This is a genomic window from Streptomyces sp. NPDC018019, from assembly GCF_044327805.1.
Lineage (GTDB): Bacteria > Actinomycetota > Actinomycetes > Streptomycetales > Streptomycetaceae > Streptomyces.
Window position 1 is genome coordinate 21,074 of sequence record NZ_JBIRGD010000052.1, and the last position, 16,206, is coordinate 37,279.

Consider the following 16,206-nt stretch of genomic DNA (forward strand, 5'->3'; position numbering starts at 1 on the left):
CCGGAACCGATAGACTCCGGGAGACACCAGGGCTGGCACATTCCGAGGGCATACCGTCGGGCCCGGAGACCGGATCGGTACGGCGCGGTATACGCCGTCGAGATCCGGAAAAAGACCGTCCAGATCCGGCCTACCGTGTTCACGGCGAAATACGAGGCAGTCGCGCCGGGCCCGGCACAAAGGCCCCGAAATCACCTCGCGGACCGGTCCGGATAACGCCTTGCCGACAATCTCCGGAAGGGCTAGCTGAAACACTTGGTGAACACACGTCGTATAAACTTCGCTGACGAGGCAGAGAGTTGGCGCCCAGCGCTGCGGTGTTCCACCGGGGCTGCGGCAAAGCGGCTGACCCCGCCGGGCCGACATCCCCGGTCGGCCATGTACTGGCGCTCTGACCCCGCACGCTGACGACGACGTCCGCACTTGCCCAGCACCACCGTGTCTCCCAAGTGAGAGGCGACCCACCATGCCGCTGCATGTTCCCCCTGCCCCCGCGCCCGCCCTCCGCAGCGTCCTCACCGCTCTCGGTTCCCCCACCGCCGTGCGTGAGGCCCGCACCCCCGCCCTCCGCGCCCACCAGGGCCCGCTCACCCCCGAACTCCCCCTTCCCGTACACGTCCTGGACGATGTCAGCCACCCCGCCGGGCCGCCCCGTACCCGGCTCGCCGGCTGGCGCTTCCTGATCCGCGGCGGTGAGCGCGCCGTGGCGACCGCGGAAGCCATGCTCACCGCGGACGGCTGGGCCTTCTCGCATTTCTGCGAGGGCCCCTACGTCACATCGACCGAGCGGGCACTGCGCCAGGCGGAGTCCGTACCGGCCCCGTACCAGCCCCGGCTGCTGTCCGTGCCGGAGCTGTACATGCTCACTTTGTGGCTGCACCACGACATCGGCGCGGACGGCGCCGAGGGCGTGCCCGCGCCGGGTGACGTCCTCGTACCGCTGGCACCGGCCCCGCCGGGCATCGCCGCCCACCGGCCGCACCGGGTGGCGGACCTGCTGCCCCGGCTGTCTCTGCGCCTGTCGCCGGTACCCCTGCTGGGGTCACCGGCCTGAGGCTCCGCAGGGGGTTCTTCGCGGCGACCGGCCGAGACCGCACCACCGCAACCGCGCATAGAAGCACACCGTTCCACAGGAACGCGCCCCGCGCCCCTTCCGGCCGCGGGGCGCTCCGCTGCGCTCACCCGCGCGGAGTACGCGGCACCGGGCTCCCAACGCCCCCGCAACGCCACGCACTTGAAATGAACCGACCGCACGGGTGATGCGTCATTATCTAGTGAGTGCCGCTGCAGCCAAATCCCTGCGGAATCCGGCCCGTGGGGCAACACTGGTATCGACCTACTGAAACGGGGGAGCGGCCATGAGCATCTCGTCGAGCCGCAGGACGAATCAGACCACATCGCAGCGAAAGACTTCATCCATGTGCCAGCATCAACCGCCGTGCCCGACCGCAGACTCCGCCGACCGGGAGGCCGCCCACCTGGTGGCGCACCACCCGGAACAGGGCTGGAGCCTGCTGTGCAACGGTGTCCTCCTGTTCGAGGACACCGGTGAACTGCTGCCGGACGGCCAGGTCATCGCGCCGCACCGGGTGCTGGGCACGCCGCACGTGGCCACCGCCGCCTGATCATCCGGGGCGACGCCACCACGGGCGACCGCACAACACGGCACAGAGCACCGCACAACTCAGCACAACGGACAACAGGGCCCCCGGCGTCCACGCCGAGGGCCCTTCGCGTGCCGCGCCACCGCCCGCGGTGGCGCCGGCGGATCAGCCGTCGTACTCCTCCAGCGGCGGGCAGGAGCAGACGAGGTTGCGGTCACCGAACGCACCGTCGATCCGGCGCACCGGCGGCCAGTACTTCCCCGCCGCGTCGACGCCGGCCGGGAAGACCGCCTCTTCGCGGGTGTACGGGTGCGGCCACTCGCCGCTCAGCGCCGCCGCGGTGTGCGGGGCGTTGCGCAGCGGGTTGTCGTCCTTGTCCCACTCCCCCGAACCGACCTTGTCGATCTCCGCGCGGATCGCGATCATCGCGTCGCAGAAGCGGTCCAGTTCGTCCAGGTTCTCGCTCTCGGTCGGCTCGATCATCAGCGTGCCGGCCACCGGGAACGACATCGTCGGGGCGTGGAAGCCGTAGTCGATCAGCCGCTTGGCGACGTCGTCGATGCTCACACCGGTCGCCTTGGTCAGCGGCCGTACGTCGATGATGCACTCGTGCGCGACCAGACCGCCGGGGCCGGTGTAGAGCACGGGGTAGTGCGGCTCCAGGCGCTTGGCGATGTAGTTGGCGCCCAGCACCGCGACCTGGGTGGCGCGCTTGAGGCCCGCGCCGCCCATCAGCCGGACGTACGCCCAGGAGATGGGAAGTATGCCCGCCGAGCCCCACGGCGCCGCGGAGACGGGGCCCACGCCCGTCTCCGGGCCCGCGGTGGGCTGCAACGGGTGGTTGGGCAGGTACGGCGCCAGGTGCGCGCGGACGCCGACCGGGCCGACGCCGGGACCGCCGCCGCCGTGCGGGATGCAGAAGGTCTTGTGCAGGTTCAGGTGCGAGACGTCACCGCCGAACCGGCCCGGCTCGGCGAGCCCGACCAGCGCGTTGAGGTTGGCGCCGTCCACGTACACCTGGCCGCCCGCGTCGTGCACCGCCGCGCAGATCTCGGTGATGTGCTCCTCGAACACGCCGTGCGTGGAGGGGTAGGTCACCATCAGCACCGCGAGCTGGTCCCGGTACTGCTCGATCTTGGCGTGCAGGTCGTCGGCGTCCACCTCGCCGTCCTCGCCGGTCTTGACGACGACGACCTTCATGCCGGCCATCACGGCGCTGGCGGCGTTGGTGCCGTGCGCGGAGGACGGGATGAGGCAGACGGTGCGCTGCTCGTCGCCGTTGGCCCGGTGGTATGCCCGTACGGCCAGCAGGCCGGCCAGTTCGCCCTGCGAGCCGGCGTTCGGCTGGATGGAGACCTTGTCGTAGCCGGTGACCGTGGCCAGCCGCTCCTCCAGCTCCGCGATGAGGGTGAGGTAGCCCTGCGCCTGCTCGACCGGCGCGAACGGGTGCAGCTGCCCGAACTCGGGCCAGGTGACCGGCTCCATCTCGGTCGTCGCGTTCAGCTTCATCGTGCAGGAGCCGAGCGGGATCATGCCGCGGTCCAGCGCGTAGTCCTTGTCCGACAGACGGCGCAGGTAGCGCAGCATGGCGGTCTCGGAACGGTGCCGGTGGAAGACCGGGTGTGTCAGGTACGCGTCGCCACGCAGCAGCTCCCGGGGCAGCGCGTCGGCCACCGCCGCGTCGAGCTGCTCGATGTCCCCCTGGACGCCGAAGGCGCGCCACACCGCGTGCACCTGCGCACGGCCGGTGGTCTCGTCGCAGGCGACGCCCACCAGGTCCGCGTCGACCAGCCGCAGGTTGACACCGGCCTCGCGGGCCGCGGCGACCACCTCGGCGGCCCGGCCCGGCACCCGCAGGGTCAGCGTGTCGAAGTACGCGCCGTGCACGACCTCGACGCCGCCCGCGCGCAGCCCCTCGGCCAGCACGGAGGCGTAGCGGTGGGTACGGCGCGCGATGGCCGCGAGCCCGTCCGGACCGTGGTACACGGCGTACATGCCCGCCATCACCGCGAGCAGCACCTGCGCGGTGCAGATGTTGCTGGTGGCCTTCTCCCGGCGGATGTGCTGCTCGCGCGTCTGGAGGGCGAGCCGGTACGCCTGGTCGCCGTCCGCGTCCACCGAGACGCCCACCAGGCGGCCGGGCAGGCTGCGGGCGAACTTCTCCCGTACGGCCATGAACCCGGCGTGCGGGCCGCCGAAGCCCATCGGCACGCCGAACCGCTGAGTGGTGCCGACGGCGATGTCCGCACCCAGCTCGCCCGGCGAGGTCAGCAGCGTCAGCGCCAGCAGGTCGGCGGCGACGGTGACGATCGCGCCCAGCTCGTGCGCCTGCTCGATGACGGCACGCGGGTCCCGTACGGCACCGGAGGCGCCCGGGTACTGGAGCAGCACGCCGAAGACGCCGCGCTCGGCCGCCTCCGCCGGGATGCCGCCGGACAGGTCGGCCACCACGACCTCGACGCCGGTCGGCTCGGCGCGGGTCTCGATCACGGCGATGGTCTGCGGCAGGCAGTCGGCGTCGACCAGGAAGACGCCCTCCTTGACCTTGCCCACCCGCCGCGCGAGGGCCATCGCCTCGGCGGCTGCCGTGCCCTCGTCCAGCAGCGAGGCGCCGGAGGTCGGCAGCCCGGTCAGGTCGGCGACCATGGTCTGGAAGTTGAGCAGCGCTTCGAGCCGCCCCTGGGAGATCTCCGGCTGGTACGGGGTGTAGGCCGTGTACCAGGCGGGGTTCTCCATCACGTTGCGCAGGATCACCGGCGGGGTGAAGGTGCCGTGGTAGCCCAGCCCGATCATGGGGGCGAGCACCTGGTTGCGGTCCGCGAGTGCCCGCAGCTCGGCCAGGACCTCGGCCTCGGTACGGCCCTGGGGCAGTCCCAGCGCCTCCGCGCTCTTGATCACATCCGGTACGGCGGCCGCGGTGAGTTCGTCCAGCGATCCGAACCCGACCTGCGCGAGCATCTTGGCCTGGTCCTCCGGGCCGGGGCCGATGTGCCGCTGCTCGAACGGGGTACCGCGTTCCAGCTCGGTCAGGGAGATGCGGTTGGTGGTCATCTGCGGGGGCCTCCTGGTCGTTTCGACCTCTGCGGGGCACCACGGCGCTGGTGCCCGGACGGCCTCCCCCTCTGTCATCTCAACCTGAGAGCTTCACCGGTTCCGCACGCGGCCCCGGCTTTCACCGTCGGTGAGGAGGGGTTCCGGCGCTGTGCCCGTCCGTGGCCCGCCCTGCTTTCCAGAGTGACCTCGTCCATGCGGTACGTGAGCCTGAGAGATTCCGGGGAGGAGTTGCTCCTTCGGCGCCCCCGCCATGATCGGCGGAGGACTCTCCCGCATGGGGTCTGCAGCCGTTCGCCAGCCTACCAGCGCGGCGAACGGACGTTCCTTCGAGTGGCCGGGGCATGAAATGTGCCGTTTGGTAGTTGTCACAAGGCAGTTGCGACCACTTGGAGGGACCGTGCAGACCGATATCGATCCCCGCAGCTTGATCGGCCGCAAGGCGTTCGACAAGAACGGAACCAAGATCGGCACCGTCGACGAGGTGTACCTGGACGACGCGACCGGCGAACCGGAATGGGCGGCCGTACGCACCGGGATCTTCAGCCGGGACGCGTTCGTGCCCCTGGAGCCCAGCGACCTGGTCGACGAGGCGCTGCACGTCCCCTACGACCGCAGGCTGATCAGGGATGCGCCGGACTTCGGGGTGGGCCGCCACCTCTCTCCGGAGCAGGAGCTACAGCTCTACCACCACTACCGGCTGGACATCCCGGCCCCCGATCCCGTGCCCGGCTCGGACGCCGCGCCGGCCGACACGGAGTTCGGGCGGGTGGCCGGCACGGAGGACTGAGCGGCGGGCGGCAGGGAGCCGGAGCGGACGCGGGCACCGGCCGGCTCACCGGGTGCGGTGCCGCCGGGTCTCTGACGACCGGCCTCGCCCGGGCCGCCGGAGGGCTCACCGGGGGCATCGGAGGGCTCCTCGGCCCCGCCGGTCAGGTCTCCGATCCCGCCGGTCAGATCCCCGGCCTCACCTGCCGGGTCCCCGACCCCGCCGGCCGGCTCCCCAGCGTCACCGGTCAGGCCCCCAGCCCCGCCGGTCAGATCCGCGCCCCCGCCGGCCGGCTCCCCGGCGCCACCCGACGGCTCGCCCAGCCCTCCGTCCGGCGGGCCGCCCACCAGCGGCAACGGCTCGCCGGGGTGCAGCGCCGGGTCGTCGACGGGGAACGTCCGCACCCGGCCGGGCCCGGACCACGGCTGCTCGAACCGTACGGTCACCCGGCCCACCCCGCTGCCCTGCACCCAGCCGGCACCGTGTTCGTCATGAATCACGTCAAGCCCGGGGAGCCACCGCCGGGGCCGCTCGGGCTCGTCGGCGGCCATCCGCGCCGCCTCGTCGGCCGCCCGGCGCTCCCGCTCGGCCTCCTCCTCGGCCGCCTTCTCCGTCGCCAGCTGGGCGAACAGGTCCTCCTGCGTGAAGTCCGCGAGACCGGTCACGCCCACGCCCAGCAGCCGTACGCCGCCCGTCGTGTCCACCAGGTCCAGCAGCCGGGCCGCCGCCTCCCGCACCACACCAGGGTCGTCCGTGGGCCCGCGCAGCGTCTCCGATCGGGTCAGCGTCGAGAAGTCGTAGTTGCGCACCTTGATCACGACGGTCCGGCCGGACCGCCCGGCCGCCCGCAGCCGCTGCACGCACCGGTCCGCCAGCCGCATCACCTCGGCCCGCACCCGCGTCCGGTCGGTCAGGTCCACGTCGAAGGTGTCCTCGACCGATATGGACTTCGCGTCCCGCTCGGCCACCACGGGCCGCTCGTCGCGGCCCAGCGCCATCGCGTACAGCCCGGCGCCGTGCGCCTTGCCCAGCAGGCGCACCAGCTCCGCCTCGCCCGCCTCCGCCGTCTCGGCGACCGTGTGGATGCCCGCCCGGCGCAGCGTCTCGGCGGTCGCCGGGCCGACGCCGGGCAGGGTGCGCACCGTCATCGGGCCGAGCAGCTCCCGCTCCGTCCCCGGCTCGATGACCACCAGGCCGTCCGGCTTGGCCTGCTCGGAGGCGACCTTCGCCAGCATCTTGGCCCCGGCCAGGCCCACCGACCCGGTGAGCCCCGTCCTGCTTCTGATGTCCCGCCGCAACTGCTCCCCCACCGCCCGTACGGCCGCCGTGTCGGCCTCGACGCCGCCCGCCTCCAGGTCCACGAACGCCTCGTCCAGGCTGAGCGGCTCCACCAGCGGCGACAGCGCGTGGAGCAGCTGCATGACCTGGTCGCTCACCTGGCGGTACAGGGTGAAGCGCGGCGTCAGATAGGCGGCGTTCGGGCAGAGGCGGCGGGCCTGGGCCGTGGGCATGGCCGAGCGCACCCCGAAGACCCGGGCCTCGTACGACGCCGTGGAGACCACCCCGCGCGGACCGATCCCGCCGACCACCACGGGCTTTCCGCGCAGGCTCGGTTTCGCCGCCTGCTCGGCGGACGCATAGAACGCATCCATGTCCAGATGCAGGATCGTCGGCGCACGTCTCACACGACCGATGCTCCCCCACACCACTGACAATCGCGCCGACCGGCCCCGCCGGGCCCCCGCCGCTCCGGCCGCGCGGCGGGAGGGCCGAAAGCCCTGGAAGGCCCCGAGAGACGCTGGGCGGGGCTTCTGAGGCCCGATGAGCATGGTGTGCGCTACTTGGTACGTCAGAGGCGCGGCACGCCGCTGTAACGGCCGTACGCGGCGGCCCGGCACCCGGCCGACAGCCCTCTGCGGGGAGTCGGCCTCCGTCCGGCGCCGTCAGCTTCCGTACCGCGCCGTACGCCCCGCCTCAGCCCGCCCGGTTGCGCCGCCGCGCCAGTTCATCGTGCGGATTGTGCCGGATCAGCGTCTCGCCGGTGTCCACCCGCTCGCCGTGGAGCTGCGACAACGCGCTCTCCACATCGCGCCAGACCACGCCCACGGCGATGCCGAAGACGCCCTGTCCACCTTGGAGCAGGTCGACGACCTCATCGGGCGAGGTGCATTCGTAGACCGTCGCGCCGTCGCTCATCAGGGTCATTCTCGCCAGGTCGGACAGCCCGCGGGAGCGCAGGTGCCGGACGGCGGTGCGGATGTTCTGGAGCGAGACCCCGGTGTCCAGCAGCCGCTTGACGATCTTCAGGACGACGACGTCCCGGAAGTTGTAGAGCCGCTGGGTGCCCGACCCGTAGGCGGGCCGTACGCTCGGCTCGACCAGCCCCGTACGGGCCCAGTAGTCGAGCTGGCGGTAGGTGATCCCCGCGGCTGCGCACGCCGTCGGGCCGCGGTAGCCGATGGTGTCCGCCCCGCGGTCCCCCGGCACCTCGGCGGTCTGTGCCGGGGCACGGTCCACTGCCCCGGGGTGGAGGGGCAACGCCCCTTCCGCCGCCGTACCGTCGCCGGTGATTGCCACGCCGACCTCCGTCCTCCACGTCCCGGACGGGACCTGCCATATCGACGGTATGCAGTCACTCGGGGTGCGTCAACGATCGCCGCGCTCGCCACGCCGAGTGATAATCACCTTGCGAGTGGTTTCTCGTGTCCCCGGGCGGGGAAAGGCTACTCGAATGCGCGGAAGACGGCCCTCCGCGCACCCGGCTCACTGGCTGTTGGTGCCGAAGTCCTCGGGCGAGATCTGGTCGAGGAACTCGCGGAACTTCTCCACCTCGTCCTCCTGCTCGTCCGGGATGGCGATGCCCGCGTCGTCCAGGACCCCGTCGGTCCCGTAGATCGGCGTGCCGGTGCGCAGCGCCAGCGCTATGGCGTCGGACGGCCGGGCGCTGACCTCGACACCGCTGGCGAAGACCAGTTCGGCGTAGAAGACCCCCTCGCGCAGGTCCGTGATGCGGACCTGTGTCAGTTCCTGGCCCACCGCTTCCAGCACGTCCTTGAACAGGTCGTGCGTCAGCGGCCTGGCAGGGGCCATCCCCTGCTGGGCGAAGGCGATGGCGGTGGCCTCCCCCGGCCCGATCCAAATGGGCAGGTAACGGTCGCCTCCTACCTCCCGTAGGAGCACGATCGGTTGGTTGGAAGGCATTTCCACCCGGACACCCACGACATCGAGCTCGTTCACACAGCAACCCTAGGACGTGCCCGGCCGGTTTGGGTAGTCGGGCCACCCATTGCTCACGTCGGGCGGATCCGCAGGGCGGACTGGACCAGTGCGGCGTGCAGCCGCACGGACAGGGTGGCCAGCTCCCTGGCGGTGGCCTCGGCATGCTGCCTGGTCTGCGGATTGCGGTGCCGGCGCAGCGGTGCCACGACCTGCTCGACCAGGTTGGCCTCCCGCTCGGCCGCCGCCTTGACCGCCCGCAGGTGACGCGGCTCCAGACCGAAACGTCCCAGTTCGGCGACGAGCCTGGCGACCGTGACGGCCTCGATGTCGTAGCCGCCCTCGGCGTCCGGGGTGATGAGCCCGTACGCCTCCCAGTCGGCGAGCTCGGCCTCCTCGACCTCCGCGGCGGCCAGCAGCTCCGCCCGGCCGATGCGGTTGGCCGTGGGCCGCTCGACGGCCGGCTCGCCCAGGCCCTCGAACAGCTCCCCCGCGGGCACGGCGGGGGCCGGCAGCTGCACCTGTTCACCGCGCGCCAGGGCGTCGAGATGCTCGCGGATCACTTTCAGCGGAAGATAGTGGTCACGCTGCATCCGCAGGACGGCCGCCAGCCGGGCGACGTCGTCCGTGCTGAACTTCCGGTAGCCGGACGGTGTGCGCCGCGGCTCGACGAGCCCCTCGGCCTCCAAGAAACGGATCTTGGAGATGGTGACCTCGGGGAACTCGTCGCGCAGCGCGTTGAGCACCGTACCGATGCTCATGAGCTTGCCGTCCGCGGCGGTGCCGGCCGACCCGGCACCGCCCGGCGGAGTGCGGTGCATATGCCTTCCCTGGCCGGTCAGAAGCCGACGCCCCGCTGGCTCGCGTAGAAGACCAGCCGGAACTTGCCGATCTGCACCTCGTCACCGTTGGCGAGCAGGACCGAGTCGATCCGCTCCCGGTTGACGTACGTGCCGTTCAGGCTGCCGACGTCGGCGACGGTGAAGCCGCCGTCCTGGCCGCGGCGGAACTCCACGTGGCGACGCGAGACGGTCACGTCGTCCAGGAAGATGTCGCTCTGCGGATGCCGGCCGGCCGTCGTCAGGTCGCCGTCCAGCAGGAAGCGGCTGCCCGAATTCGGACCGCGGCGCACCACGAGCAGGGCCGAGCCCATGGGCAGCGCCTCGACGGCCGCCTGCGCCTCGGGAGACAGCGACGGGATCGGCGTCTGCCCCGTCGTCTCCGTGTCGTACGCCTCCAGCCCCGAGATGGAGATGGTCGAGGTCGTCTCGGAGGCACGCTCCGCCTGCGCGCCGGGGCGCAGCGGCGCTCCGCAGTTGGAGCAGAACCGGCTCGCCTCGGCGTTGCGGTGACCGCACCTCGTACAGACCGGCAAGGCAACCCCTCCACCCGTGCTCGCGGCCGACGGTCCCTGGGAACCTATGCGGCCGGGCACGGAGGGGTCAACAGAACCGGCGCCGGGCGCACCGACCTGGTCGCGGAAGAGCGGGCGCTCCTGAGCAGCGCCGCCCTCGTCGGGCCGGCCCTGGGCACGGTGCTTAGCCGAGCCGCTGCCGCCCTCCTGGCGTGCGCTCTTGCCGAACAGCTTTGCAAACAACTTCACGGGCGATTCCCCTTGAACGAAACAGACCCGCCCGTGGGGCAGGACGAACCCTCGATGCACACACCGGCCGATCCGGACATCCTGTGAACGTCCGTGGCCTCCACACAGTTTCCACCACGCACCACCCGTACGGTGCGCCGACCCCCCGCTCCCTCATGCCCGACCCCGGCCGTCCCCATACGTGGCTGACTCACCGCGATGACGACCGAGCGTAGTCAGGCCGCTTCGCCTCCCGCAAGGCATCCACGATGATCTTCTCGTCACGGCTCACCGACACTGTGGCCTGCTCCTTTTCCAAAGTCTGCACCACTCCGCCAGGGATGTTCAGCGCCGGCTCCAGGTCCTCGGGCTTGCCGATCACCTTGAAGCGGTACGGCTGGGCGACCCGCTTGCCGTCCACCTCCACGCCGCCGCGGACGTCCGAGACGTACGAATCGGCCACGACGCGTACGTCATTGATCTGGATGGCCTCGGCACCGGCCGCCCGCAACTCCTGGACGGTGTCCAGGAGTTTGTCCGCCTCGACGGAGTGCGTCGGGTCCTTGACGGTGAGGGTGATGCCCGGCCCCTGCGCCGCCACCGTCCCCGCCAGCACGCCGAGCTGCTGCTCCTTCTCCACGGTCTGCTTACGGGCCTCCTCGGCCTGGTCCGAGCTGTTCTCCAGCTCGGTCTTCTGGCCTTCCAACCTGCGCTGTTCATCCGTCAGGCGCTGCGAACGGTTGTCCAATTCATCCAGGATGCGCACCAGGTCCTCCTGTCGCGCGCCCCGTAGTGCACTGCTGTCACTGGTGGAACGTACCTGAATTGCCAGGCCGAGACCGAGAATGAACAGCAGCAGAGCCACGATCAGTTGGGCGCGGGTCAGCCGGGGCGGCCACAGACCGGCCACCAGACGCTGCCGTCCGGTCATCGCCGGCTCCGGCGCGCCGGTCTCCGCGGCCCGGCCCGTACCTTCGTCCGGCGCGTCGTCCGCGGCGTGTTTCCCGTCCGCCTGCGGGCCCGCCGTGCGGCTCTCCGGAGGCATCGGCCGCCGGTCGGCCGGCCGGTCCGGCTCCGGCTTCCCGTCCCGCTCGGGGTTCTCGTCGTGAGCCATCGGCCTCAAGCCCTGAAGACGTGCCGGCGGATGGCCGCGGCGTTGGAGAAGATACGGATGCCCAGTACGACGACCACACCGGTGGACAGCTGGGCGCCGACGCCGAGCTTGTCGCCGAGGAAGACGATGAGCGCGGCGACCACCACGTTGGACAGGAACGAGACGACGAAGACCTTGTCGTCGAAGATGCCGTCCAGCATCGCGCGCAGACCGCCGAAGACGGCGTCCAGCGCCGCGACGACAGCGATCGGCAGGTAGGGCTCGACCACCGTCGGCACCACGGGTCGGACCACAAGCCCGACCACGACTCCCACGATGAGGCCCAGTACGGCGATCACGATGTGCCCTTCCCTGTGTCGGTGCCGCCCGCGGCACCGGCCTTCGGCTGTGCTGTACGTACGATCAAACTGGGCGCGGGCGGCAGCGTGACCTCGTTCTCGGCGGAAATCTTCGTGCGGATCCCGTAGTTCTTCTGCAGTACGTGCAAGTACTGCCCGTCCGCACTGTCCTGGAACGCGGTGGCGAGCTTCGGCCCGTCCCCCACCGCCAGCACCGTGTACGGCGGCACCAGCGGCTTGTTGTCGACCAGTATGGCCTCTCCCGCGGCCCGGATCGCCGAGAGGGAGGTGAGCCGCTGTCCGTTGACGGAGACGGCCTCGGCGCCGGACGCCCAGAGGCCGTTGACGACCCGTTGCAGATCGCGGTCGCGCAGCCGGCCGGTGTCCGAGAAACCGCTGCTCTCGCGCGGACCGCCGCCACCGGACTGCGCCGACTTGGCGTCGTCGACCACGAGCTTCACCCCGGGCCCGGACACCTGGGTCGAGCCGGCCAGCAGCGCCAGCAGCTCGGCCTTGTCACCGCCGTGCTTCTTCAGCGCCTCGCGCTGCATGGCCCCCACATCGTCGCGGAGCCTGTCGACGCGCTGCTGCACCGCGTCGGCGTCGGCCGTGCCGTGTTCGATGCGGTTGATCAGCTCCTCGCGCTCCTTCGCCAGGGTGGGCGCCGATATCCGCGCCTGGGCGGCGCCGACCGTCACCACCACCGCGGCCAGCACCAGGCCCGCGGCCAGCCCCAACTTCGCCCGCAGCGTACGGGGAAGGCCGCGCACCCCCGCCGCGCTCTTGCGCGCCGCCGCCTCCGCGTACCCGTCGTCCAGGGCATGGTCCATGACGTTGGTCAGCAGCGACATCGAGGCATCGGGGCGCGAAGCCTGGTGGGGGGTGCTCCGATCGGGGCGCTGCGGCGACATGCCGCACATCGTCGCACGTCGGCGCCGCAGTCACCCAATGGCCCCACCGGCGTGCCGAATCGCGGCACGCCGGTGGGGCCACGGGACGGTCCGGGGCGGTCACCCGGCCGGCCGCGGTCAGCGGCCGGCGCTGTCCACCACCGCGGACCACTCGTCCAGCAGCTGCTGCGCGGAGGCATCGTCCGGGCCCTCCGCCCACAGATGGGTGACGGCCTCCGCCGGGTCCGGCAGCACCAGCACCCAGCGGCCGTCGGCCTCGACCACCCGTACGCCGTCGGTCGTGTCCACCGACCGGTCGCCCGCGGCTTCCACCACATGGCGCATGACCAGACCCTTGACCGCCCACGGCGTCGCCAGGTCCCGCTTGAGCACATGGGCCCGCGGAATCCGCGCGTCGATCTGGCTGAGGGTCAGCTGCGTACGCGCCACCAGCCCGATCAGCCGCACGAACGCCGCCGCGCCGTCGAAGACGCTGCTGAACTCCGGAACGATGAAGCCGCCCCGGCCGTCACCGCCGAAGATGGTGTCGTCCGCGCGCCCCACCCGGGTCAGGTCGTCGGGCGAGGTGGTGGTCCACTCGACCTGCGTACCGTGGTACGCGGCCACCTGCTCCGCGATACGGGTCGTGGTCACCGGCAGCGCCACCCGCCCGCTGCGCCGCTCGGCGGCCACCAGGTCGAGCATGACCAGCAGCGCCCGGTCGTCCTCGATGATCCGGCCGCGCTCGTCCACCAGCGACAGCCGCTCACCGACCGGGTCGAACCGCACGCCGAAGGCGGCCCGCGCGGACGCCACGATTTCTCCGAGCCGGACCAGTCCGGCGCGCCGGGCGTCGGCGGTTTCCGTAGGCCGGGATTCGTCCAGGCCGGGGTTGATGGTGAGCGAGTCGACGCCGAGCCGCCCGAGGAGGCTGGGCAGCACCAGGCCGGCGCTGCCGTTGGAGGCGTCGACCACGACCTTCAGGCCGGACTCGCCGATGCCCTCGGTGTCCAGCGACCGCAGCAGCGAGCCGGTGTACGAGTCGTAGACGCTGGAGGGGAAGTGCAGGTCCCCTATCTCGCCGGGGAAGGCCCTGCGGTACTCCTGGCGCGCGTAGACCCGGTCCAGCTTGCGCTGGCCGGCGAGGGAGAGGTCGGCTCCCCGCTCGTCCAGGAACATGATGTCGACGGAGTCCGGTACGCCCGGTGTCGTACGGACCATGATGCCGCCCGCGCTGCCGCGGGCCGTCTGCTGCCGGGCGACCGGCAGCGGGACGTTCTCCACGTCCCGTACGTCGATGGCGCTGGCCTGGAGCGCGGAGATCATCGCGCGCTTGAGCGCCCGGGCGCCACGGGAGTGGTCACGGGCGATGGTGACCGTAGAGCCCTTCTTCAGCGTCGTGGCGTACGCGCCGGCGAGGCGCACCGCGACCTCGGGGGTGATCTCGACGTTCAGGATGCCCGACACGCCGCGCGCGCCGAACAGGTGCGCCTGGCCGCGGGACTCCCAGATCACCGAGGTGTTGACGAACGCGCCCGCCTCGATGGTCTTGAACGGGTAGACCCGTACGTTGCCCTGAACAATCGATTCCTCACCGACCAGGCACTCGTCGCCGATGACGGCGCCGTCCTCGATCCGCGCCGCCCGCATGACGTCGGTGTTCTTCCCGATCACACAGCCGCGCAGGTTGCTCTGCTGGCCGATGTAGACGTTGTCGTGCACCACGGCCTTGTGCAGGAAGGCACCGCTCTTGACGACGACGTTGGAGCCCACGACGGTGTGCTCGCGGATCTCCGCGCCGGCCTCGACCTTCGCGTAGTCGCCGATGTACAGCGGGCCGCGCAGCACCGCGTCCGGGTGCACCTCGGCGCCCTCGGCGACCCAGACGCCCGGCGAGATCTCGAAGCCGTCGATGTCCACGTCGACCTTGCCTTCGAGGACGTCGGCCTGGGCCTTCACATAGCTCTCGTGGGTGCCGACGTCTTCCCAGTAGCCCTCGGCGATGTAGCCGTAGACCGGCTTGCCCTCCTTCATCAGCTGCGGGAAGACATCACCCGACCAGTCCACCGGGACATCCGGTTCCACGTAGTCGAAGACTTCGGGCTCCATCACGTAGATGCCCGTGTTCACCGTGTCGGAAAAGACCTGGCCCCAGGTGGGCTTCTCCAGGAATCGCTCGACCTTGCCTTCTTCGTCGACGATCGTGATGCCGAATTCGAGAGGATTGGGGACCCTCGTGAGGCAGACGGTGACGAGCGCGCCCTTCTCCTTGTGGAAGCGGACCAGATCGGTGAGATCGAAGTCGGTGAGTGCGTCGCCGGAGATCACCAGGAAAGCGTCGTCGCGAAGCGCCTCCTCGGCGTTCTTCACGCTGCCGGCCGTGCCCAGCGGCTTTTCCTCGTTGGCGTAGGTGAGCTCCATGTCGAGCTCTTCACCGTCACCGAAGTAGTTCCGGACGAGCGACGCCAGGAACTGCACGGTCACTACGGTCTCACTGAGTCCATGCCGTTTCAGCAGCCGCAGCACATGCTCCATGATCGGCCGGTTGGCCACCGGCAGCAGCGGCTTGGGCATACTCGACGTCATGGGGCGAAGGCGGGTGCCTTCACCACCGGCCATCACAACGGCCTTCATGTCGGAAGCGTCCTCCTCGAAAGAGATGACGGTCTTGCCGACTTCACCCGTCCGGGAGACTTCTCGTTCGATACCCTCGGCACCCGGTATCGGCCGGGTGCCGGTACGGCGGGATCAGTCGGCCTTGGGATCCACCTTGATGAGTCGGCGGACCTGGACCACATAGAGGATCCCTGCCCACCAGTACAGTGCTGTACCCCATCCGGCGAACGCCCATCCGAAAATCGCAGCGAGCGTATGGAGCCAACCTTCTCCGTCGCTGAGCAGCAGCAACGGGAAGGCGTACATCAAGTTGAATGTAGCCGCCTTCCCCAGGAAGTTCACCTGGGGAGGGCCGTAGTTGTGCCGGGCGAGCAGACCGACCGCGATCAGCAGCATCAGTTCGCGCGCCAGCAGCGCGGCGGTGACCCACAGCGGAAGGATTCCGCGCCAGGTCAGGCCGACGAGGGTGGAGAGGATGTAGAGCCGGTCGGCGGCCGGGTCGAGGATCCGGCCCAGGCTGCTGATCTGGTTCCAGCGGCGGGCCAGCTTGCCGTCGAGGTAGTCGCTGACGCCGCTGAGCGCCAGGACGAGCAGCGCCCAGTACTTGGTGTCCGGACCGCCGAACTCCTTCCACAGGATCAACCACAGGAACACCGGCACGCCGACGAGACGAGCCATGCTCAGAATGTTCGGGATGGTGAGCACACGATCCGTCTGGACGCGCGTCTCCTGGACCTCCACCCGGGGGCCTCCTGTGGGGAACGTACCGACGATGCCCCCTGACCTTACCTGGCCACTACAGTTCGCCACACCGCGGGGCCCCTGTCCGGATACCACCTGATAACCACCCAAAAAAGCGGCCGACGGCCCTCAGGGCTCCCGGGCCGGCCTGCCCCAGGGGAAGCGTCGGCCCAGCCCGGTAAGCCCCGTAAAATGCAGGAAGCCCCGCACCATACGGTGCGGGGCTTCCCACATTCACAAATAGTTCGGCGGCGTCCTACTCTCCCACAGGGTCCCCCCTGCAGT

14 protein-coding genes and 1 riboswitch are annotated in these 16,206 nt (G+C 70.8%); of the genes, 3 read left to right on the forward strand and 11 right to left on the reverse strand.

The window, feature by feature from the left end; translation table 11 throughout:
• The first annotated feature begins 466 nt into the window (after window positions 1-466).
• Window positions 467-1,054, forward strand: coding sequence for a hypothetical protein (locus tag ACH4FX_RS41800; protein WP_398487042.1), 588 nt, complete (start codon window positions 467-469; stop codon window positions 1,052-1,054).
• A 364-nt stretch (window positions 1,055-1,418) separates the two neighbouring features.
• The gene (locus ACH4FX_RS41805) at window positions 1,419-1,625 is read left to right on the forward strand and encodes a DUF5999 family protein (protein WP_030019934.1); all 207 of its coding nucleotides are present in this window, start codon (window positions 1,419-1,421) and stop codon (window positions 1,623-1,625) included.
• 144 nt (window positions 1,626-1,769) lie between these two features.
• Here the strand turns inward: ACH4FX_RS41805 and gcvP are convergent, their stop codons facing one another.
• Entirely contained in the window at window positions 1,770-4,655 is a 2,886-nt protein-coding gene (gene gcvP / locus ACH4FX_RS41810) for an aminomethyl-transferring glycine dehydrogenase (protein ID WP_398487043.1), read from the reverse strand.
• Between the two features lie 188 nt (window positions 4,656-4,843).
• Window positions 4,844-4,941: riboswitch (glycine riboswitch) on the reverse strand.
• A gap of 114 nt (window positions 4,942-5,055) precedes the next feature.
• Here gcvP and ACH4FX_RS41815 point away from each other — a divergent pair.
• Window positions 5,056-5,445 (forward strand): PRC-barrel domain-containing protein, encoded by a 390-nt coding sequence (locus ACH4FX_RS41815; RefSeq protein WP_398487045.1) that lies wholly within the window; start codon window positions 5,056-5,058, stop codon window positions 5,443-5,445.
• On the opposite strand, the gene ACH4FX_RS41820 is transcribed toward ACH4FX_RS41815, so the two are convergent.
• The 10 genes from ACH4FX_RS41820 to ACH4FX_RS41865 form a co-directional block, all read right to left on the reverse strand.
• Window positions 5,349-7,109 carry a DNA polymerase IV gene (locus ACH4FX_RS41820; RefSeq protein WP_398487046.1) on the reverse strand — a complete coding sequence of 587 codons (1,761 nt, stop codon included), beginning with the start codon at window positions 7,107-7,109 and terminating at the stop codon, window positions 5,349-5,351. The two genes, ACH4FX_RS41815 and ACH4FX_RS41820, sit on opposite strands and share 97 nt — an antisense overlap.
• 289 nt (window positions 7,110-7,398) lie before the next feature.
• Window positions 7,399-7,941, reverse strand: a complete 543-nt coding sequence (locus tag ACH4FX_RS41825; RefSeq protein WP_398487056.1) for a MerR family transcriptional regulator — start codon at window positions 7,939-7,941, stop codon at window positions 7,399-7,401.
• A 246-nt stretch (window positions 7,942-8,187) separates the two neighbouring features.
• The gene (locus ACH4FX_RS41830; RefSeq protein ID WP_003984965.1) at window positions 8,188-8,661 is read right to left on the reverse strand and encodes a bifunctional nuclease family protein; all 474 of its coding nucleotides are present in this window, start codon (window positions 8,659-8,661) and stop codon (window positions 8,188-8,190) included.
• Between the two features lie 53 nt (window positions 8,662-8,714).
• Window positions 8,715-9,461: a MerR family transcriptional regulator gene (locus ACH4FX_RS41835; RefSeq protein WP_398487047.1), complete on the reverse strand. Its 747-nt coding sequence runs from the start codon at window positions 9,459-9,461 to the stop codon at window positions 8,715-8,717.
• A gap of 17 nt (window positions 9,462-9,478) precedes the next feature.
• Window positions 9,479-10,315 carry an FHA domain-containing protein gene (locus ACH4FX_RS41840; protein ID WP_398487058.1) on the reverse strand — a complete coding sequence of 279 codons (837 nt, stop codon included), beginning with the start codon at window positions 10,313-10,315 and terminating at the stop codon, window positions 9,479-9,481.
• Between the two features lie 118 nt (window positions 10,316-10,433).
• Window positions 10,434-11,336 (reverse strand): DUF881 domain-containing protein, encoded by a 903-nt coding sequence (locus tag ACH4FX_RS41845; RefSeq protein ID WP_398487048.1) that lies wholly within the window; start codon window positions 11,334-11,336, stop codon window positions 10,434-10,436.
• Window positions 11,337-11,341: 5 nt separating this feature from the next.
• Complete coding sequence (locus ACH4FX_RS41850; RefSeq protein ID WP_003984969.1) at window positions 11,342-11,674, reverse strand: small basic family protein; 333 nt, start codon at window positions 11,672-11,674, stop codon at window positions 11,342-11,344.
• Window positions 11,671-12,585, reverse strand: a complete 915-nt coding sequence (locus tag ACH4FX_RS41855; protein ID WP_398487049.1) for a DUF881 domain-containing protein — start codon at window positions 12,583-12,585, stop codon at window positions 11,671-11,673. The genes ACH4FX_RS41850 and ACH4FX_RS41855 overlap by 4 nt, the downstream gene beginning before the upstream one ends.
• Before the next feature lie 117 nt (window positions 12,586-12,702).
• Entirely contained in the window at window positions 12,703-15,198 is a 2,496-nt protein-coding gene (locus tag ACH4FX_RS41860) for a sugar phosphate nucleotidyltransferase (protein WP_398487050.1), read from the reverse strand.
• Window positions 15,199-15,312: 114 nt separating this feature from the next.
• Window positions 15,313-15,921, reverse strand: coding sequence for a CDP-alcohol phosphatidyltransferase family protein (locus ACH4FX_RS41865; protein ID WP_398487051.1), 609 nt, complete (start codon window positions 15,919-15,921; stop codon window positions 15,313-15,315).
• Window positions 15,922-16,206: the final 285 nt, after the last annotated feature.